General features: G+C 48.9%; 19 protein-coding genes. 9 read left to right on the plus strand and 10 right to left on the minus strand.

Annotated features, from left to right (window positions below; translation table 11 throughout):
- Positions 1–9 precede the first annotated feature (9 nt).
- Positions 10–336 carry a winged helix-turn-helix transcriptional regulator gene (locus tag IRJ25_RS11560; RefSeq protein WP_015880434.1) on the minus strand — a complete coding sequence of 109 codons (327 nt, stop codon included), beginning with the start codon at positions 334–336 and terminating at the stop codon, positions 10–12.
- 106 nt (positions 337–442) lie between these two features.
- Here IRJ25_RS11560 and IRJ25_RS11565 point away from each other — a divergent pair, with 106 nt between their 5' ends.
- Complete coding sequence (locus IRJ25_RS11565; protein ID WP_159563312.1) at positions 443–1,246, plus strand: VOC family protein; 804 nt, start codon at positions 443–445, stop codon at positions 1,244–1,246.
- 13 nt (positions 1,247–1,259) lie between these two features.
- Here IRJ25_RS11565 and IRJ25_RS11570 read toward each other — a convergent pair whose 3' ends face one another.
- Together IRJ25_RS11570 and IRJ25_RS11575 are read right to left on the minus strand one after the other, a co-directional pair.
- The gene (locus IRJ25_RS11570; protein ID WP_031424353.1) at positions 1,260–2,252 is read right to left on the minus strand and encodes a 5'-3' exonuclease; all 993 of its coding nucleotides are present in this window, start codon (positions 2,250–2,252) and stop codon (positions 1,260–1,262) included.
- A gap of 199 nt (positions 2,253–2,451) precedes the next feature.
- Complete coding sequence (locus IRJ25_RS11575) at positions 2,452–3,774, minus strand: hemolysin family protein (RefSeq protein WP_251030912.1); 1,323 nt, start codon at positions 3,772–3,774, stop codon at positions 2,452–2,454.
- A gap of 189 nt (positions 3,775–3,963) precedes the next feature.
- On the opposite strand from IRJ25_RS11575, the gene IRJ25_RS11580 reads away from it, so the two are divergent.
- Positions 3,964–4,761, plus strand: coding sequence for a glucose 1-dehydrogenase (locus IRJ25_RS11580; RefSeq protein ID WP_015880438.1), 798 nt, complete (start codon positions 3,964–3,966; stop codon positions 4,759–4,761).
- Between the two features lie 33 nt (positions 4,762–4,794).
- Here the strand turns inward: IRJ25_RS11580 and IRJ25_RS11585 are convergent, their stop codons facing one another.
- Positions 4,795–6,750, minus strand: coding sequence for an ATP-binding protein (locus IRJ25_RS11585; protein WP_269318331.1), 1,956 nt, complete (start codon positions 6,748–6,750; stop codon positions 4,795–4,797).
- A gap of 189 nt (positions 6,751–6,939) precedes the next feature.
- On the opposite strand from IRJ25_RS11585, the gene IRJ25_RS11590 reads away from it, so the two are divergent.
- Positions 6,940–7,260, plus strand: coding sequence for a PadR family transcriptional regulator (locus IRJ25_RS11590; protein WP_214784287.1), 321 nt, complete (start codon positions 6,940–6,942; stop codon positions 7,258–7,260).
- The gene (locus tag IRJ25_RS11595) at positions 7,257–8,288 is read left to right on the plus strand and encodes a DUF4097 family beta strand repeat-containing protein (RefSeq protein ID WP_269318332.1); all 1,032 of its coding nucleotides are present in this window, start codon (positions 7,257–7,259) and stop codon (positions 8,286–8,288) included. The genes IRJ25_RS11590 and IRJ25_RS11595 overlap by 4 nt, the downstream gene beginning before the upstream one ends.
- A 36-nt stretch (positions 8,289–8,324) precedes the next feature.
- On the opposite strand, the gene IRJ25_RS11600 is transcribed toward IRJ25_RS11595, so the two are convergent.
- The 4 genes from IRJ25_RS11600 to IRJ25_RS11615 form a co-directional block, all read right to left on the minus strand.
- Complete coding sequence (locus tag IRJ25_RS11600) at positions 8,325–9,017, minus strand: LutC/YkgG family protein (RefSeq protein ID WP_074034997.1); 693 nt, start codon at positions 9,015–9,017, stop codon at positions 8,325–8,327.
- Positions 9,017–10,417 (minus strand): LutB/LldF family L-lactate oxidation iron-sulfur protein, encoded by a 1,401-nt coding sequence (locus IRJ25_RS11605; RefSeq protein ID WP_269318368.1) that lies wholly within the window; start codon positions 10,415–10,417, stop codon positions 9,017–9,019. Before IRJ25_RS11605 ends, IRJ25_RS11600 begins: the two co-directional genes overlap by 1 nt.
- Positions 10,418–10,419: 2 nt before the next feature.
- Entirely contained in the window at positions 10,420–11,157 is a 738-nt protein-coding gene (locus tag IRJ25_RS11610) for a (Fe-S)-binding protein (protein WP_074034994.1), read from the minus strand.
- Between the two features lie 228 nt (positions 11,158–11,385).
- Complete coding sequence (locus tag IRJ25_RS11615; RefSeq protein ID WP_215113690.1) at positions 11,386–12,669, minus strand: NCS2 family permease; 1,284 nt, start codon at positions 12,667–12,669, stop codon at positions 11,386–11,388.
- Between the two features lie 245 nt (positions 12,670–12,914).
- Between IRJ25_RS11615 and IRJ25_RS11620 the strand changes: the two genes are divergently transcribed.
- The 5 genes from IRJ25_RS11620 (at position 12,915) to IRJ25_RS11640 (ending at position 15,722) form a co-directional block, all read left to right on the plus strand.
- A complete protein-coding gene (locus tag IRJ25_RS11620) occupies positions 12,915–13,148 on the plus strand; it encodes a hypothetical protein (protein WP_026824564.1) in 234 nt (77 codons plus the stop codon).
- Between the two features lie 10 nt (positions 13,149–13,158).
- Positions 13,159–14,118 (plus strand): LacI family DNA-binding transcriptional regulator, encoded by a 960-nt coding sequence (locus IRJ25_RS11625; RefSeq protein ID WP_214818024.1) that lies wholly within the window; start codon positions 13,159–13,161, stop codon positions 14,116–14,118.
- A 67-nt stretch (positions 14,119–14,185) separates the two neighbouring features.
- On the plus strand, positions 14,186–14,467 hold the full coding sequence (locus IRJ25_RS11630; protein WP_074034990.1) for a HesB/YadR/YfhF family protein: 282 nt from the start codon (positions 14,186–14,188) through the stop codon (positions 14,465–14,467).
- A gap of 97 nt (positions 14,468–14,564) precedes the next feature.
- On the plus strand, positions 14,565–14,699 hold the full coding sequence (locus IRJ25_RS11635; RefSeq protein WP_015880450.1) for a hypothetical protein: 135 nt from the start codon (positions 14,565–14,567) through the stop codon (positions 14,697–14,699).
- Between the two features lie 93 nt (positions 14,700–14,792).
- Entirely contained in the window at positions 14,793–15,722 is a 930-nt protein-coding gene (locus IRJ25_RS11640) for a manganese-dependent inorganic pyrophosphatase (protein ID WP_269318333.1), read from the plus strand.
- Between the two features lie 89 nt (positions 15,723–15,811).
- On the opposite strand, the gene IRJ25_RS11645 is transcribed toward IRJ25_RS11640, so the two are convergent.
- Positions 15,812–16,939, minus strand: a complete 1,128-nt coding sequence (locus tag IRJ25_RS11645) for a DUF418 domain-containing protein (RefSeq protein ID WP_269318334.1) — start codon at positions 16,937–16,939, stop codon at positions 15,812–15,814.
- A 20-nt stretch (positions 16,940–16,959) separates the two neighbouring features.
- Positions 16,960–18,513 (minus strand): ABC-F family ATP-binding cassette domain-containing protein, encoded by a 1,554-nt coding sequence (locus IRJ25_RS11650; RefSeq protein ID WP_015880457.1) that lies wholly within the window; start codon positions 18,511–18,513, stop codon positions 16,960–16,962.
- Positions 18,514–18,531: the final 18 nt, after the last annotated feature.

Raw genomic sequence — 18,531 nt, forward strand, 5'->3', positions numbered from 1 at the left:
TGTGGACAACTAATTAGAGCGCATCCGTTCGGCATGACGCATTCCCCATTCGTTCATCGCTTCGAGAATCGGGATCAGTGTTTTCCCGTACTCACTTAAACGATAATCGACACGGGGCGGAACTTCCGGATAGACGGTCCGAATGACGATATCCTGTTCTTCTAAGTCACGGAGTTGTGCGGTCAATATCTTTTGGCTGATTTTTGGTAACGCGCGTTTCAACTCACTGAAACGCAATGTATCTCCATTGATCAACACAAGGAGGATGGAATGTTTCCATTTTCCTGTAATCAGTTCGAGTGCCGTATCGACTTCACAGCTTGTTATGTTAGTCACGTCGCTCTTCCTTTCCAATAGTATCGTTGAAGTAACTATACCACCTTTTTGTGCCTACTTCTGTAACATCGACCGAGCGGGTATAGTGAAGGGGAGGTGATAATATATGAAAATCGAAAAAATCGAACTCGGTCCGGTAACGCTTCGAGTCCGTGACATTGAACAGGTGACACGATTTTACGTAGACGTGATTGGGATGAGTATTTTAGAAGAGAGCGAAGAGCTCATTACACTCGGTACGAAGGAACGTCCGCTTGTCATCTTGCACAGTGTCCCGCAAGCGAAAACCAATCCACGGGCGGCAGGCTTGTTCCATTTAGCTATTCTGTTCCCGAACCGTGTAGAGTTAGGAAGCATGTTGGCACATCTCATTGAGCGACGCATCGAAGTGGGGCAAGGCGACCATCTCGTGAGTGAAGCCTTCTACTTGAGCGATCCAGAAGGAAACGGGATTGAATTGTATGCCGACCGCCCGAAGGACCAATGGACGTACGAGGCAAACGGCCATGTGAAAATGGCGACCGAGCCTGTCGACTATGAATCGATGCTTCAAGCGGCAGCCAATCGGTCGTTTACTGGTTTACCGATCGGAACGACGATGGGGCACGTGCATTTTAAAGTACGCTCAATCGAGGCGGCGAAACGTTTTTATCATGATCGGCTTGGCTTCTCCATTACGACGGATTCTTATCCAGGCGCACTTTTCCTAGCAGCTGATGGCTACCACCATCACATCGGAACGAACGTGTGGGCCCGTCCGAGCGATCCTGTGGGAATGGAGACCGGAATCGAAGCATGGACGCTTCTCGTCAATGAAGAGACGAACCAGGCGTTAGGCGGAACATCGTCTGAATGGTCGTTGACCGATGAAGACGGGATTACCGTGCATATAAAAAGAACGAACGCTTGAGCGTTCGTTCTTTTTAACGTGCGGATGTTTTCTTCTGACCTGCGTTAAACGAGAGACGAAGTCCGCGTTTTTGATACGCTTGCTCGACTCGTTTAGGATTGAGGCTGAGCTCAAGGTGAGCTAGCTTCAAATGTTCAAGTGCCGGCACCGTGACATCGAGGCGAACGAGCTCCATATTGCGCTCTGCTTTTTTGCGTGTTCGTCTCAAGTTACGGGGCACCTCCTCTGACGTCAGTGCCGCGATCGTTTCATTTACTTGTTGTCGTTTTTCACCCTTGATGCTCAAGGCAGAATACAGCTTATCGAGCGAACCGAATCGTTTGATGAGTTGAACCGATTGACTTTCGTCGAGCCCGGCAACTGGAGGGATTCCGTCAGAACGGTCTCCTGTCAACGCTTTGACGGCTGACAGTTGCTTCGGTTTCAATCCTTCGTATAGCGCCGCAATCTCTTCTGGTCGAATTTCTAAATGACGCTTGAGTGGCAACGGACGATTATCACGAATGTCACAGCGAGCCTGCATTTGCTGAAGCTCCTGTGTCTGTAACCAAACGGTGATTCGTGGACTGACAAGCTGTAACAAGTCTTTGTCTTTTGTCATGATGACGACAGGGGCACTGCAACTGAATTTACGGGCGATGTGGGCAATCAAGTCTTCCCCTTCATACCCTTCTACTTGGAATTGTGGGATTCCACTATCCTCAAGCAGTTGGCGCATGAGTTCCATCTGCGCTTTTAATTCAGGCGGTGTTTGACGTCTGCGACGTTTGTAGCCTGGGTACAGTTCTCGACGCCATAATGTTTCACGTGAGACGTCCCAAACAACGACAAAATGAGTCGGACGATGTCTGCGTAGAATCGTCCGGATGAGGCCGGTCATTCCGATGACGGCACTCCGATCGTTTTTAGATACCTCGCGTCCTTTTTTCGTTCGGCTCGCGGCGGCACCATAATAAGCACTGGCCAGCATGGAGTTACCGTCAATCAAAAATAGTTTGCGTTCCATGCGTAACCTTCTTTCTATTTCTTTCTGTTTAAACCGAACATCTCGCCATGTTTCGGTGATGTTGTGTCATTGAGTGGGTGACACTCAAATAAGCAACATATGTGCAGTATATCACGGGAAGAGGCGAAAATATAGCGACAGTTCGGTGCAAACGTGAAAAACCCTTCACCATATTTCGGAGAAGGGTTTAAAGAAAGCATCATTCAGATAATGGTTCTTCCTCTTCGTGAGAGGCGAGAATCAAGTCGACAAAGACGATGCGGTGGTTATCGACTTCACTGACAATCAGTTCATGGTTGCCGGGTAAAAGGAAGCGCTCGCCTGTTCGGGCATTCGCTTTTTGTGATAAAACGAATCCACCGACCGTATCGACGTCATCTTCGATTTCGATGCCGAACCGCTCTTCGAGTTCTTGCGTTAAAACGAGTCCCGAAAGGCGATAATGTTTCGGAGCGACTTCTGTAATTTCAGCCTGTTCGTCTCGATCGAACTCGTCTCGGATCTCGCCGACGATTTCTTCTAAAATGTCTTCAATCGTCAACAGTCCTGCCGTCCCGCCATATTCATCGATGACGAGACACATCATCGTCTGCGCGTTTTGCATTTTCACCATCGCTTCTTGAAGTGGCGTGAACTCGGTGACGAGCGGCAATTGATGAATGAACGACTCGAACGGTGCATCATTTTTTGAAAGTTGAGCAGTGAAGAGCTGTTTCGCATTCACAAATCCGAGAACGTCATCGCGATCGCCATCTCGTGTGACGGGATAACGCGTATACTGGTGCTCTTCCACTACGGCGATGATCTCTTCAATCGTATCTTCTTCATCGATTGTCACCATGTTCATACGTGGCACCATGGCATCTTTGGCGATCCGTTCGTCAAAGGAGAAGATATTTTGAACATATGCCAACTCGTTTTCGTTGATCTCACCACTACGGAAACTTTCCGTCATAATGATTTTCAATTCTTCTTCAGAGTGTGCCGTTTCCTGCGCTGTCGTCTGTACCCCGAATAAACGGAGTGTGATTCGAGCCATACTGTTCAATGCTCGAATAAACGGATAGAAGATTTTTGTGAAGACGTAGAGCGGACGTGCGACGAGCAGCGTCAACTTCTCCGCTTCGTGAACCGCGAGCGTTTTTGGCACGAGTTCACCGATGACGACATGGACGAACGCAATCAATAAGAAGGCGATCAGAAACGACAAGAATGTCACGAGAGAAGGCGATATGTTCAATTGTTCGACCAATGTGTGGATATACGTTTCGATTTGATCGGCACCAATCCACCCAAGACCGAGTGCAGAAAGCGTGATTCCGAACTGCGAGGCAGAAAGGGAGTCGTCGATATTCTCGATGACTTTTTTCGCGCTGACCGCTTTCTTATTTCCTTCGAGCACGAGCTGGTCGAGTCGAGCGCCACGCACTTTCACAATTGAAAATTCGGCTGCCACAAAAAAGGCAGTCAAAAAGATTAAAAGTGCGACGACGAGTAAGCTGAGTAACATGGGACTGTCCAACAATTCCCCCTAAAATCGGGGAGTCACCTCCATTGAGTATAAGATCAAACGTCTTTCAGGCGTTTCCTGAAAACGAATAGTTTGTTTCAGTATAGTTGATTTGTTTCAAATATTCAAAATGCAGCCAATCATGTTTGATGAAGAGGGGAATGCGGGAACTAAACCCGAGAAGATGAAGGAGGAATTGACATGGCAAACTATCCAGAGTTAAAAGGTAAGGTCGCGGTCATCACGGGCAGCTCGAAGGGGCTCGGTCGTGCCATCGGGGAACGTTACGCAAAAGAAGGGATGAGCGTTGTCCTGAATTACCGCAGCAGTGAAAAAGAGATGGAGGAAGTCATCCGTGGCATCGAGGCAGCTGGCGGGAAAGCCGTCGCCGTAAAAGGGGATGTCGCGGAAGAGGGACTCGCCGAGAAGATGATTGAGAAAGCCATCTCTGAGTTTGGAAAGATGGATATTTTCGTGAATAACGCCGGCGTTCAAGTCGAGGCAAAAACACATGAGATGGAGTTTGATAACTGGAAGCAGATTATCGACGTCAACTTGAACGGGACGTTCCTTGGTGTTCGTGCTGCTTTAAAATACTTCGTGGAGCATGAAATCGAGGGGAACATCATCAATATGTCTTCTGTTCACGAAGTCATCCCACGTCCAGGTTATACACATTACGCAGCCAGCAAGGGTGGCGTGAAAATGTTCACGAAATCCGTCGCGCTTGAGTATGCTCCAAACCATATTCGTGTCAATGCGATCGCACCTGGGGCGATTGATACACCAATCAACGAAGAAACGATGAGCGACCCGGAAGAGAAGAAGGGATTAGAAGCGCTCATCCCATCTCACGTCATCGGGAAACCGGAACAAATCGCAGCCGTTGCCGCTTGGCTCGCGTCGGATGAGTCGTCCTATGTGACGGGGACAACCATCTTTGCGGACGGTGGGCTTTCGCTCTATCCGTCATTTGGTCCAGAGAACAAAGTCCAATAAACAAGAGGGTGCGATGATGCACCCTCTTTTCGTTTAGCTACTCATTTGATTGGTCATATCCAACTTGGGAAGACTGACCGTGAAAATGGAGCCTTTGCCGATATTCGATGTGGCGTGAATCGTTCCACCGTGACCTTCGGCGATTTCTTTACAGATTGCGAGACCGAGACCGGTCCCCCCGATTTTTCGACTGGCGGAATTGTCGACGCGATAAAACTTGTCAAACAATTTTGGTAGCGCGGTTTGGGGAATCCCGATGCCGTGATCTTCAATTGAAATGTCAATCCAATCCGGTCGTTCACATGTGACACGGACATTGATTTCACCACCACGAGGCGAATACTTCACGGCGTTGTGCAGGAGGTTCATGAAGAGTTGATTGAGTCGCGTCCGGTCTCCGTATACATAGACGTCTTCCGTGCAATCAAACGTGATGTGATGATGTTGGCTTGAGCCTTGATGCACCGAAATCGCTTGCTCAAGAATAGCGGACAGACGCTCTGGTTCGTTATGGTACGTCTGTTGTCCAGACTCCATCCGTTGTATATCAAGCAAGTTCGAAATCAAGTCTTCAAGACGTAATGTCTCTTGATGAATCATTCCTAAATATTTTTCGGAACGTTCAGATGAAAGTTTTCGGAAACGAAGAAGTTCAGTGAATCCAATGATACTTGTGAGCGGAGTCCGGAGTTCGTGAGAGACGGTCGAAACGAGTTCGGTTTTCAGACGGTCGACTTCGGTCTCGTGCGTCACGTCACGGAAAACGAGCATCGTCCCATGACGTGTCCCTCGCAAGTAAATCTTCTCCGCATACATTTGAATGAAGCGCTCTTCCTGATTCATCGAGAACGTGACGCTCTCTTCTTTACACTGTCCATCGAATGACCGTTCCATGAACGCGAAAAAGGCATCCTTTTGGTCGACCTGCAGTCCGAGCTCCTCAAGGCTAGCGTCTAAACGGTATAAATCGACTTCATTTCGCTGCGTAATCGGTTGATTGAATAAGACGAACAACGCTTGGTTTGCTACTTTCTCACTTGTTGCGTGTTCGACATAGATGACGGCATCGCGAATCGAGTGAAGGAGGCGCGCTGTCTTCTCACGCTCCTCTTCAATCCGATAGCGTTGTGCCGTGAGAGATGTAGCCATTTGCCGGAATGATGTTGTCAATTGCCCGACTTCATTTTTAGATTGGGCGGCCGCCGGTGTCATCGGCTGTCGCTCTCCGGCAAGGCGCTTGCTGTTTTCAATCAACTCTTGCAGTTGACCAGTTAAGCGTCTCACATATGGACGGGCGACGATAAAGAGAATGAAGAGGACACCGAGTAAAGAGAGGAGCCAAAAGGCCTGTGCCCACTTCGTATGGGTCGCAAGCTGAGCACGGAGCGCATCCTCTTCTGCGTTCAGTGAGTTCCGGTATTCCGTGAAGACGCTCTCCATATCGACGATGCTCGCACTCATATCTGCGGCACTTTTTGAATTGATTTTGAATTTACGATCTGCCGGTGGCTCTTGTTGTGGATTCACTTTCCCGAGCGTCGGCATCTTTAAGAAGGGTTCGGTTACACTACCGTCCCGTTTTCCTGCTACATAACGTTCGAGGCTCGGCATGACACGTTCTTGATATGCGTCAAAGAGCGTACGAGCATCGCTCGCGTACGTTTTTTCTTTCTCGGTTACGGCATTCTGCTCGAACCAAGTGGTCTGTTCGTCAATCAAAACTTGTTTATCTTGCACACGCTCTAACATCGCGTCGTCTCCAAGGAGGACATATCCGCGCATTTCATATTGCATCGACTGCCATGTCTCGAACAATTCGGTCGCATTTGTGCGCCGTTCACTGATGTTCTCGAGCGATGACGTCGTCTGTTCGATTTGATTTTCCGTATACACATATACGGCAAGCGATGTGAGGAGGATCAGTCCGATGAATAAATAGAAGACGAATAAAAATTGTCTCCCGATCCGTTGGTCAATCCATGACTTCATAAAGACCGTTCCTTCCTAGAATGATGAACATTCCGACTGTGACAAATATCCTACGAGTGTCGTTCTTTTATTGTACAGATTCAACTCTTCAGATGCTAGATATTGAGAAATCAGGAGAATGGCAACTATTATATATTGAATAGTAGTGTTTGATATGCTATTGTTCTATGTATAGTAGGGGGTGGGATGATGAATCCTCAATTCAAGAAGGGTGTACTCAACCTGTGTGTGTTAGCACTCGTCGCGGAACAAGACCGCTACGGCTATGAACTCGTCCAAGCGATTTCAGCCAAAGTAGCCATTTCAGAAGGTGCGGTCTATCCGTTGTTGCGTCGGCTGACGACAGAGGGCTATTTCACAACGTATTTAATGGAATCTGGAGAAGGCCCTCCACGGAAGTACTATCAGATTACGGAACAAGGACGAATACATTTGACTGAGTTGCGAACGGAATGGAACGTATTCACGAACGGTGTCAATGACTTAATCCGAGGGGGAGACGACAGATGAATGAAGAACAGTACTTGTCAGAGCTCGAACAATTATTGATGAATGTGAAGGTGAAAGATCGGCTTGATATTTTACGAGACGTATCGGAATATTTCACGAGTGGTCGATTAGAAGGAAGAAGTGACGAAGAATTGGCACGTGAATTAGGGGAACCGAGCATACTCGCATCGGAATTGCTCGCCTCTGTCGATATTGAAGAATCGGTCTCGACGCGACCGCCTGCGGTTGTCAAAAGCTCGGCGGTAGCCTTCCAAAGCGTCCTCATTCAAGTTCAAAATGCGCAAGTGTTCGTCACCCCATCACAAGACGGTTATGCGTATGCGACGCTTGAGACGGAGACTGATCATGGGGTCGTCATGGATATCGTCGGGGACACTTTAGAGATACGGATTGAATCCGAACGTCGTTTCGGTCTTTCGGACCTGTTCTCATGGTTTGGGTCAAAGGCACCTGTACTTCGGGTTGAATTGCCTCATCACGCCTATCATCAGATTCAATTGAAAAATCGTCACGGTTCGAGTGATGTACAAGATCTCCAAGCGGAACGGTTCCACGTGGAGAGTGAGAACGGTCGAATCGTCGCACATCACATTCAAGCACGTCATGGTGTCCTGCGCACATCGAACGGAAAAGTGCTCGCATCAAACTGTCACGGTCACGATTGGGAGCTTCATTCCTCAAACGGTCGTGTCGAAGCGAAACATTCTCAGCTCGAGCGGATCAACATCCATTCCTCGAACGGTCGAATCGATGTCGATCACGTCACGGGAGCGGTCGATGCCAAAACTTCTAATGGACGGATAGACTGTTCCGTACAAGCGATTCAAGCACCGATTCGCTTGAAGACGAACAATGGGAAGATTGACTTACATGTCGATGAACGTCCGGAAGATGTGACGATTCGTGCGAAGTCACGAAACGGGAAAGTTGATGTGTTTGGAGAGCGGTCGAAAGAGTGCGTATTTGGAGACGGATCGATTGAAGTGAAATTAACGAGCTCAAATGGGAGCGTCACCGTATCAGGATGAATATAGCCCCTCCATCGATCGATGGAGGGGCTATACTTATAAATCATGTACCAACACATAGGCGACTCGAACAGGACCATGAACGCCGACGATGAGGTTCATCTCGATGTCGGCTGAGTTCGAGGGACCAGAGATGAAATTGACACCGTTCGGGGAATGGAGACCGTCTCGGTCGAGTGTGGCAAGTTGTTGTGCCGTTTGCGTCATACGTGGAACAAGGACAGATTTCGGGATGATTGCAATATGGTCTTGCGGTAACAGACTGATTGTCCGTGATCTACCAGGCTTCGCATATTGGACGATTGTCGCACTTTCCGCAAATGCCGCATCCGCAATTGTGATTCCAATGTCCGCTCGAATGGCCAGCTCTCGACTCGCTTCGGGTTGTGACGAATCCCACCAATCAAACGTCTCACTTGTTGCAGGTGCCCAAGCGGAAATTCGCTCATCGTTTTCTGCGAGAATCCGTGCGCCATGATAGCGTTCAATCAAGAGGCGAAGCGTATCATCAAGCTTCGCAGATTCACATTCCACCAAATCGGTATGGATTCGGGTCGCGACCATGCGGAACGTCTCGAGCAGCTCTTCTTCACTCGCGCCTTTCAACACCTCATCTTGCGGACGATGTGTATATTCCCGTTTTGGCGGCGTGAGCTTGACCTCACGACCGAGTTGCTTGGCGATTCGTTGTAGAAAGTCCTCACGGTTTGTGATTGTACCAGGATTCATCAGGCATTCCCCCGTTTCTTGAACCAATCTCGGACGGTCTGTTTGTTCGGTTGTGGCAAGTCTTTCGAGTCTGTCCAAGCCGGTAGCCCTTTCTCAATCTGACCCGCTGTGGCAAATGGTGATGTCGCAAAAGGTGCGACATGTTCTGCTGCTTCGAATAAGAAAGGACTCGAAGCCGTGACGGCAAATCCTTTCATCGCAATCCGCTCCACGAAAGGTGATTGCTTTTTCTCCTCTACGAGGACGCGTCGATGTTCAATCAACAGCTCATGCAGCGGAATCTTTACAGGACACGCCTCCGTACAGGCGCCACAGAGACTCGACGCATAGGGGAGTTCTTTATAGTTCTCGTATCCATCAAGGAGCGGAGCCAAGACGGCACCAATCGGACCTGGATAGATCGACCCGTACGCATGACCACCGATATGGCGATAGACGGGACAGACGTTGATACAGGCCGCGCAGCGGATGCATTGCAACACCGATTGGAACTTTGTCCCGAGAATACCAGAACGCTTGTTGTCGACGATGACAAGATGGAACTCTTCTGGTCCATCGACTTCACCGACCGCGCGCGTCCCGGCAAATGTCGTGATGTATGACGTGAGTCGCTGACCGACCGCGCTTCGACAAAGCATGTTGACGAGCACCTCGAACTCTTCATAAGACGGGACGACGCGTTCCATGCCCATGACAGAGATGACCGTATCAGGAAGCGACGTCACCATGCGTCCGTTCCCTTCATTGGTCACAAGCCCGACGGCTCCACTCTCTGCGATGGCGAAATTACAGCCGGTGATGCCGACTTCTGCCTTCAAAAAGTCTTTGCGCAGTTCTTGACGCGCATAACGACCGAGTTCAGTCGGATCGTTCGACCCGCTGTAGCCGTGGGCAGTGAACGTCTCATGCACAGCGTCGCGGTCTTTATGCAGAGCCGGGGCGACAATGTGAGACGGTGGGTCTTCGTCGAGTTGCAAAATCCATTCCCCAAGGTCGGACTCGACGACGGTACATCCTTCTTCCTGAAGTGCTTCGTTCAAGCCGATTTCTTCCGTGACCATCGATTTCGATTTCACGACATGTTTGGCTTGCTTCGACCGAACGACTTCCCGGATGTAGCGGTTCGCTTCTTCCGGTGTCTCCGCGAAAAAGACGCTTCCACCACGTTTTGAGACATTCTCGCTCAATTGATATAAGTAATAATCCAGATGTTCCAGCACATGTTGACGAATTTCTTCCGAATGGTCGCGAAACGATTCCCAGTCCCCGAGTTCACCTGCAGCATTTAACCGGCCATCCCGTAGACGGTTTTGAGCCGAACTGACGGCCTGCCGCATGAACGCATCTTCGATTCCATCTTTTCGTCGATCTTGAAACTTCTCATCCAATCGAATCCCCATGCTCATGCTTGCTTCACTCCTTCGTTCAAGACTTCGGCAATATGCATCACTTTAATCGGATGTCCCTGTTTATGAAGACGTCCGCCGATGTTCATCAGACATGACGCATCCGCTCCGATCAACACCTCTGCGCCTGACTGTAAGATAGAATCGACTTTTTCATCTACCATTTGTACCGACACGTCTGGCATCTTGACGGAGAACGTCCCGCCGAACCCACAACAGTTATGTACGTTCGCGAGGGGAACCATCGTCAGTCCATCGACGTTTCCGAGCAACTTTCCGGGAGCCGCTTCGATTCCGAGGAGGCGGGTCATGTGACAAGACGCATGATAGGTCGCTTTGGCGGGAAACTTGGCACCGACATCAGTGACTTCGAGCACATCGACGATGAACTGTGTCAGTTCGAACGTTTTGGCGGCGTGCGCTTCAGCGCGAGGACCCCATACTGGATCATCTTGGAACAAATGAGGGTAGTCGCGCATCATCATGACACACGACCCCGATGGTCCGACGATATATTCTGCATCTGCTTGTTCAAATGTTTCAATCATGTGCTTGGCAACCTTTTTCGTCTCCTCATGATAGCCGCTGTTGTAGGCAGGCTGCCCACAGCATGTCTGCTCAAAGGGGAACGTCACTTCGCACCCTAAATGTTCGAGTAGTTCGACTGTCGCTTGTCCGACGGATGGAAACAACGTATCAGATAAACAAGTGACGAATAAAGCTACATTCGGCATAGCCATTCCTTCTTTCTTCTGATGATAACGATTTCAACGTCATTATTTCATAAAGCGTAGGAAAGTGACAGAAAAATGGGGAGAAAAACTGATTTATTTGTAAAATCCTGTCTAATTGATAACGTATCTCACTGAACCGATATTCATCTCGTTTCTGATATAAAACAGGTAGGAAGTACGTATAACAGAAAAAAATCCTCGACACATGACGAGGATCTTCTGTCTAACTTATAGGAAGAACATTTCCAAGATGAAGAGTGCGCCGAACAAATAGATGAGCGGGTGAACCGTCTCTTTGTTCATTGCTTTGAAGATCGGGTACAAGATGAACCCGAAGGCGATTCCGCGTTCGATGCTTCCTGACAAAGGCATGATCAAAATCGTCATGAACGCGGGGAAGTATTCGCTGAAGTCGCTCCAGTCGATGTACCGGACGTTCGTCAACATGAGTGCCCCGACGATGATGAGTGCAGGAGCCGTAATCGCCGCAACGCCAGAGATGGCGCCGATAAGTGGGCTGAAGAAGAGTGTCAATCCGAACAATCCGGCGACGACGGCCGTTGTGAGGCCTGTACGTCCACCTTGCGCGACACCGGCAGCAGACTCGATGTATGCCGTAGACGGGCTCGTTCCGACGAGTGATCCACCCATTGTGGCAAGTGAATCGGCAAAGAGTGCACGGTGACCATTCTCAATTGTTCCATCTTCTTTTAAGAGACCGGCCTGTTTTCCGACACCGACAAGCGTACCTGTCGTATCAAAAAGCGTGACGAGGAAGAACGAGAGGACAGCACCGAACAAACCGTATTGAATGACATCACTAAATGCCGTCACGGGGTTGACCATGAGTCCCTCGGGAAGTGTCGGCATCGCCGTGACACCGTCGATTTGTAAGATGTCCATGAAGTAAGCCGCAATCCCGGTAAGGACCATCCCGATGAGTAAAGAACCGGGTACGTTTCGTGAGAAGAGGAGTGCCGAGACGATCAAACCACCGAGTACAAGTAGTACTTCTGGAGAAGACACGTCACCGAGACGCACCAAGTTTGCTTCATCAGCAACAATTAAGCCTGATAATTTTAATCCGAGTGAAGCGATGAAAAGACCGATCCCGGTCGTGATGGCATGCTTCAACGAAGTTGGAATCGCTTGAATCAACTTCGTCCGAATTGGAGAGAGCGACAAAATCAAGAAGAAGACGGACGAGACGAAGACAACACCGAGCGCGGCAGACGGCGCAATCTGTTCTTGGGCGACGAGCGTGTAAGCAAAAAATGCGTTGAGCCCCATTCCTGGCGCCACGGCGATTGGTAAGTTCGCATAAAACGCCATCAAGCCAGTTCCGATGAGGATGGCAATGATTGTCGCCGTGAAAGCTTGTGCGAATGGGATCCCAGCATCAGATAGAATCGCCGGGTTGACGACAGAGATGTACGCCATCGTCACGAACGTTGTGATCCCAGCAGTCACTTCTTGTTTAACATTCGTTCCATGTTGTTTCAATTGAAAGATATTCATCGATAAAACTCCTTATTTCAGTCTATTTCCGAACATTAATTGAGGAAAATGCTTAAATTAACGTTTTCAACTTGATGACTATACAAAAATGTTTGATTCCCGTCAATTGTTTTGAGTAAAAAACATGAAAAATGAAAGTTGAAGACAAATAATGTTCGGAAATAAACTTTTTTAAAAAAGATGCTTGCTCTGAAACGCGTTTCAGAAGATACGGTATAGACAAAGGGAGGGGAACCGATATGAAACCGACAACGTGGAAAACATGGTGCAGTGGAATCGTATACGAGCTCGTCATCAATCAGTTGTATACACCGTTTGGAAAAATGTTGTGTACCCGTTTCCGTGAAGAGTTTCTTCATCTGCCGTTAGAAGAGCGCTTCCGTCTCGTTCAAGCGATTCGTTGTCAAGTCGTCGAAAGAGGTGACAGTCAACAAGCAGAGTGGGTACACTATATGCAAAGACTGACAAGTTGAGGTGAGATGAATGGCAAACATTCGAGATATCGCAAAGCACGCTGACGTTTCGGTGACGACGGTCTCACGCGTCCTGAACGAGCATCCGTACGTATCGAAAGAAAAACGGACCCGTGTACATGCGGCAATGAAGGAGCTCGGGTATTTGCGAAATCAACAGGCGTTGACGTTGTCGACGGGGAAGACGCAACGAATCGTCGTCATCTTACCTTATATGGATCATCCGTATTACGGTTTCTTCGTCAACGGGCTCGCCAAGGCGGCGCTCGAGCACGATTATCGCCTCGTCATGTGGCAGACGGAGTATAAACTGAGCGAGGAACGACAAGCGCTCGATTTATTGAAGCACCGTGAAGTCGATGGGGCGATCGTCTTGTCTCATGAGATGTCCTTTAAGGAAATGGAAACGTATCGCGCGTATGGACCGATCGCTGTGGCGACTGTCGGTGCACCGGAGACGATCTCGTCGATCCATGTCGACCATTACGCGTCGTTCGTATCAGGTATTCATGTGCTACAGGAGCATGGATATGAAGAGATTGGTATCATCTTGTCAAGAAGCCATAGTCCGAGCTCCCTTGCGCGTCAGCAAGCCTATTTCGATGAAGTAGAGCATGCGCGTCAGCAATGGATTTGGACCGGCTATTTGACGAGTGAGGACGGTATTCGGTTAGCTGAAGCGTTCCTCTCTCAAAAAGAGCGTCCTCGAGCGCTCTTTTTCTCGTCCGATTATGTCGCTCTCGGATTTTTAGGAGAGATGCAACGGCGAGACATCAAGATTCCTCAGGAAGTCGCCATGCTCGGGTTTGACGGACATCCGATCGGTCATGCATTCGGACTGTCGACGATGCTCTCACCGAATGAAGAAATCGGGCGGCGCTTATTTGAAACGACGCTCGCTGAAATGAATGGTGCGCAACCGGAAACGCATGGCATGACAGTGAGCTATCAAGTTGGCACCACACTTTAGGCAACTTCCTCGCTCGACTCTTTTGAAACGTTTAGAATGAAAGGAGTAGTCGAGAGGAGGAGATGTTATGAAAATTCAAGTAACAGAAGAAGCGCTCCAATGGTTTAAAGAAGAAATGGAAGTCGAAGCAGGCCAAACAGTTCGTTTGTTTGCCAAATACGGAGGTTCGACAGACTTGACGCACGGTTTTTCTGTCGGGGTCATCACAGAAGACGTGAACAATGCGGCTGTTGAGACCGAAGAAGACGGCATTCGTTTTGTGGTGGCGGAACAAGATGAGTGGTTGTTCCAAGGACAAGACGTGAAAGTCGAACTTCGCGGAGAAGAAATCGTCTTCGTGCAGGCCTGACGTTTCAGTTTGTTTACGTTTAGTGAAATGTCGTTTGACGAAATCTGGCTTGGGGAACAGATTACGACAAGTCGGATTTTCGAAAGGATGACACGATATGTCAGACAAAGAAAAGCGTGAACAAGAAGAAAAAGAAAAGTTGAAACGAGATCAACCGGACATCTCCCATGAAGAAGATTCAAAAGGAGATCATTCCGATCTTGAAGAGACAGATGAAGATGAACAAGCATAAGAGCCGACACGGCTCTTTTTGTTTGGGAATTGAAAGAAATGCCGTGGACGTTATAATGGATAAGGGAAAACTATTTAGTGAGGAGAATGAGACATGAGTACAGTACTAGTCTTCGGACATAAAAATCCAGATACCGACACAATCACGTCAGCGCTCGCCTATGCCGAGTTGAAAAAGAAATTAGGGATGGACGCAGAAGCGGTCCGTCTCGGTGAAGTGAACGGCGAAACACAATATGCGCTCGATCACTTCCGTGTGAAAGCACCACGCTTGATCGAAAGTGTGAAAGGTGAGGCGGAAGAAGTTATCTTGGTCGACCATAACGAGTTCCAGCAAAGTGCGGACGGGATTGAAGACGTGCGAATCCTTGAGGTCATCGACCACCACCGTATCGCAAACTTCCAAACGGCAGACCCGCTCTACTATCGTGCGGAGCCAGTTGGATGTACGGCGACAATCTTGTTGAAGTTGTATAAAGAGCATGGTGTCGAAATCGCAGCGGATATGGCCGGCTTAATGCTTTCCGCCATCATCTCAGACTCGCTTCTCTTCAAATCGCCGACATGCACAGGTGAAGATATCAAAGCAGCGAAAGAACTTGCGGAGATTGCTGGCGTCGATGCGGAAACATACGGTCTTGAGATGCTCAAAGCCGGTGCGGACCTTAGCCAAAAAACGATTGAAGAACTCATCTCACTCGATGCGAAAGAATTCGCGATGGGCGACTATCGTGTCGAAATCGCACAAGTGAACACGGTCGATGCGAACGATGTCTTGAACCGGAAAGTGGAAGTTGAAGCCGCAATCGCCAAAACGGTTGCAGCGAAAAACTTGGACTTGTTCGTCTTTGCCATTACAAACATTTTGACGAACGATTCAGAAGCGATTGTCGTCGGACCAAAACCAGAACTCTTCGAACAAGCGTTCAATGTGACGCTCCAAAACGGATTGGCGACACTTCCTGGCGTCGTCTCACGTAAGAAGCAAATCGTGCCATTCTTAACTGAAGCGGCAACAAAATAAAAACTCGAAGCCGTGGCCTCGAGCGGAACTGCAGACGTTCATTCGTCTGCAGTTTTTGTTTAAAAAAGACCGGACAATGAAGTCCGATCTTAGGATGATTTTGTTTGTCGTCCGTATGTTCCGAGACGCCATAGTTTCTCAAACGGTCCGTAGCGGTGAGTCTTTAGCCACCACATCGAGAAGAACGACTGCGCAATCAAAATGGCGATGCTGAGGAACAAGCCTTCGGTTAAAGAAAGCGCCCCGTACGCCCCAAGTGCAATCACTGGTAAGACAATGATCAATGTATGTGTCAGATAGTTCGTGAGTGCCATTCGTCCGAGCGCTTGAAGCGGGGCGAACGTCCGACCTTTTCGAACGGCTACCGTGAACAGGCAGATATAGGTCGTGGCGAGCAGTTTTCCGGAGACGAGAACAGCAACAAGGTTCACCCAGTAATAGGCCTCGCCTTGACCATAATGATGCCAAATGATAACTCCGAAAAATGGCAAGGTGAAGAGGACACAAATGATCGCAGTACGAGTCAACCCTTGAATCGACCATGTGAGCAGCTTCCGTTCCCGTCCAATATAAAGACCGAACAAGAATAAGCTAAGAATCTCAATACCCACAAGAAGTGAATTCGACATGGCGGCGAATATTTCAATTTGTAGACGGTAGTCGAACCAAATGCCAAATCCCATATTATATGGTGTCGGGAATGGAGCGCCGCTATTGAAGTCACCGCCATTTGCCCATTCCACAAGCGCAGATGATCCATAAAATAAGAAGAAACTTCCAATCAATAAACTCCACGCCCACGCTAGAATGGCGCGGTTACTCAATCCGTAAAAGAGGGGAAGCAATAAGCCCCACATGGCGTACGTATGGAGGATATCCCCTGACCAAATCGTCAGGTGTGCCAGACCGAACAAGAAAAGAATCAAAATCCGGCGTATGTAACGACTGACCGATTCGCCTCGGGCGTATGAGCGCTCGAGGAAAATCGAAAAGCCGATCCCGAATAAGAGGGAGAAAATCGTATAAAACTTCGTCTGCACGAACAAATCGAAGAGTGTGCGGACGAACAAGTCGCTCCCGTAATAGTCGGGACGACCAAACATCCAGTCGCTCCCGAGCATACTCGGGATATTGACGAGGAAAATGCCGCAGAGGGCAAACCCTCGGATAATGTCATACAAGATAATCCGTTCATTCGTTTGAATTGGGCCAGCCATACGACACGTCCTTTACTGAATTAGAATACTTTCGTCGTCCATGACTCACAGTTCCAGACGTCTGTGACGATATCCTCATAGAATTCTGGTTCGTGACTGATGAGGAGGACGCTTCCTTTGTACTCTTTCAACGCACGCTTCAACTCTTCCTTCGCGTCGACGTCTAAGTGGTTCGTCGGCTCATCGAGTAAGAGTAAGTTCGTTTCGTTGTTTAAGAGTTTGCAAAGACGTACTTTCGCCTTTTCCCCACCACTGAGGACAGAGATTTTACTTTCAATGTGCTTCGTCATGAGACCGCATTTCGCGAGCATCGCGCGCACCTGCTGTTGGTTGAGTGACGGGAATTCGCTCCAAATCTCTTCGATACACGTGTTGTTGCTTGATGCGGCTTCCTGTTCGAAGTAACCCATTTCGAGGAACTCACCACGTTCGACTGTTCCTTCAAGCGGGTTGATCAAGCCGAGTAAGCTCTTCAAGAGCGTCGTCTTCCCGATTCCGTTCGCTCCGACGAGGGCAATCTTTTGACCGCGCTCCATCTGAAGGTCGAGCGGACGTGAAAGTGGCTCATCGTATCCGATGACGAGACCTTTCGCATCAAAGATGAGGCGCCCCGATGTACGTGCCTGCAAGAAGCGGAATTCTGGTTTCGGACGTTCCGCACTCAATTCGATGACATCCATCTTATCGAGTTTCTTCTGACGTGACATCGCCATGTTTCGTGTCGACACACGCGCCTTATTACGGGCAACGAAGTCTTTCAAATCCGCGATTTCGGCTTGCTGACGCTTATAGGCGGCTTCAAGTTGCGAACGCTTCATCTCGTAAACTTCCATGAACTTGTCATAGTCCCCGACATAGCGGTTCAACTCTTGGTTTTCCATATGGTAGACCAAGTTGATGACGCTATTTAAGAACGGGATATCGTGGGAGATCAAGATGAAGGCATTGTCATAGTTTTGAAGATAGCGTTTCAACCACTCGATATGCACTTCATCCAAATAGTTGGTCGGCTCATCGAGGAGCAAGATATCTGGCTTCTCTAAAAGTAATTTTGCGAGCAATACTTTCGTACGCTGTCCACCTGACAAGTCCGTGACGTCACGGTCGAGACCAACGTCTAAAATACCGAGACCGCGTGCGACTTCTTCTACTTTCGCGTCGATGATATAAAAGTCGTTCGAGTCGAGCGTTTCTTGAAGCTCACCGACCTCTGCGAGCATGTCTTCCATCTGTTCCGGTGTCGCGTCGCCCATCTCCATGTAGAGTTCGCCGATGCGCGTCTCCATGTCAATCAGGTATTGGAAGGCACCTTTCAAGACGTCCCGAATCGTCATCCCGCGCTCAAGTACCGCGTGTTGATCGAGGTAACCGACACGGACGTTTTTCGCCCATTCGATTTTTCCTTCATCCGGTTGCAGCTTGCGCGTGATGATGTTCATGAACGTCGATTTTCCTTCACCGTTCGCTCCAACGAGACCGATATGCTCCCCTTTTAAGAGGCGGAAAGAGACATCGTTCAAAATAGCGCGGTCACCAAAGCCGTGGCTCAAGTTTTGTACCGTTAATATACTCATAATTCGTTTTCGTTCCTT

The organism is Exiguobacterium sp. KJ 601 (assembly GCF_027161185.1).
GTDB classification, from domain to species: Bacteria; Bacillota; Bacilli; order Exiguobacteriales; family Exiguobacteriaceae; genus Exiguobacterium; species Exiguobacterium profundum.

Coding starts and splice junctions, on each gene's coding strand:
- IRJ25_RS11570 (WP_031424353.1), bottom strand. CDS start 2,252: ATGGAACGCAAACTATTTTTGATTGACGGTAACTCCATGCTGGCCAGT.
- IRJ25_RS11585 (WP_269318331.1), bottom strand. CDS start 6,750: ATGAAGTCATGGATTGACCAACGGATCGGGAGACAATTTTTATTCGTC.
- IRJ25_RS11605 (WP_269318368.1), bottom strand. CDS start 10,417: ATGGGGATTCGATTGGATGAGAAGTTTCAAGATCGACGAAAAGATGGA.
- IRJ25_RS11625 (WP_214818024.1), top strand. CDS start 13,159: ATGGCAAACATTCGAGATATCGCAAAGCACGCTGACGTTTCGGTGACG.
- IRJ25_RS11645 (WP_269318334.1), bottom strand. CDS start 16,939: ATGGCTGGCCCAATTCAAACGAATGAACGGATTATCTTGTATGACATT.
- IRJ25_RS11640 (WP_269318333.1), top strand. CDS start 14,793: ATGAGTACAGTACTAGTCTTCGGACATAAAAATCCAGATACCGACACA.
- IRJ25_RS11580 (WP_015880438.1), top strand. CDS start 3,964: ATGGCAAACTATCCAGAGTTAAAAGGTAAGGTCGCGGTCATCACGGGC.
- IRJ25_RS11635 (WP_015880450.1), top strand. CDS start 14,565: ATGTCAGACAAAGAAAAGCGTGAACAAGAAGAAAAAGAAAAGTTGAAA.
- IRJ25_RS11620 (WP_026824564.1), top strand. CDS start 12,915: ATGAAACCGACAACGTGGAAAACATGGTGCAGTGGAATCGTATACGAG.
- IRJ25_RS11650 (WP_015880457.1), bottom strand. CDS start 18,513: ATGAGTATATTAACGGTACAAAACTTGAGCCACGGCTTTGGTGACCGC.
- IRJ25_RS11565 (WP_159563312.1), top strand. CDS start 443: ATGAAAATCGAAAAAATCGAACTCGGTCCGGTAACGCTTCGAGTCCGT.
- IRJ25_RS11610 (WP_074034994.1), bottom strand. CDS start 11,157: ATGCCGAATGTAGCTTTATTCGTCACTTGTTTATCTGATACGTTGTTT.
- IRJ25_RS11600 (WP_074034997.1), bottom strand. CDS start 9,017: ATGAATCCTGGTACAATCACAAACCGTGAGGACTTTCTACAACGAATC.
- IRJ25_RS11595 (WP_269318332.1), top strand. CDS start 7,257: ATGAATGAAGAACAGTACTTGTCAGAGCTCGAACAATTATTGATGAAT.
- IRJ25_RS11630 (WP_074034990.1), top strand. CDS start 14,186: ATGAAAATTCAAGTAACAGAAGAAGCGCTCCAATGGTTTAAAGAAGAA.
- IRJ25_RS11590 (WP_214784287.1), top strand. CDS start 6,940: ATGAATCCTCAATTCAAGAAGGGTGTACTCAACCTGTGTGTGTTAGCA.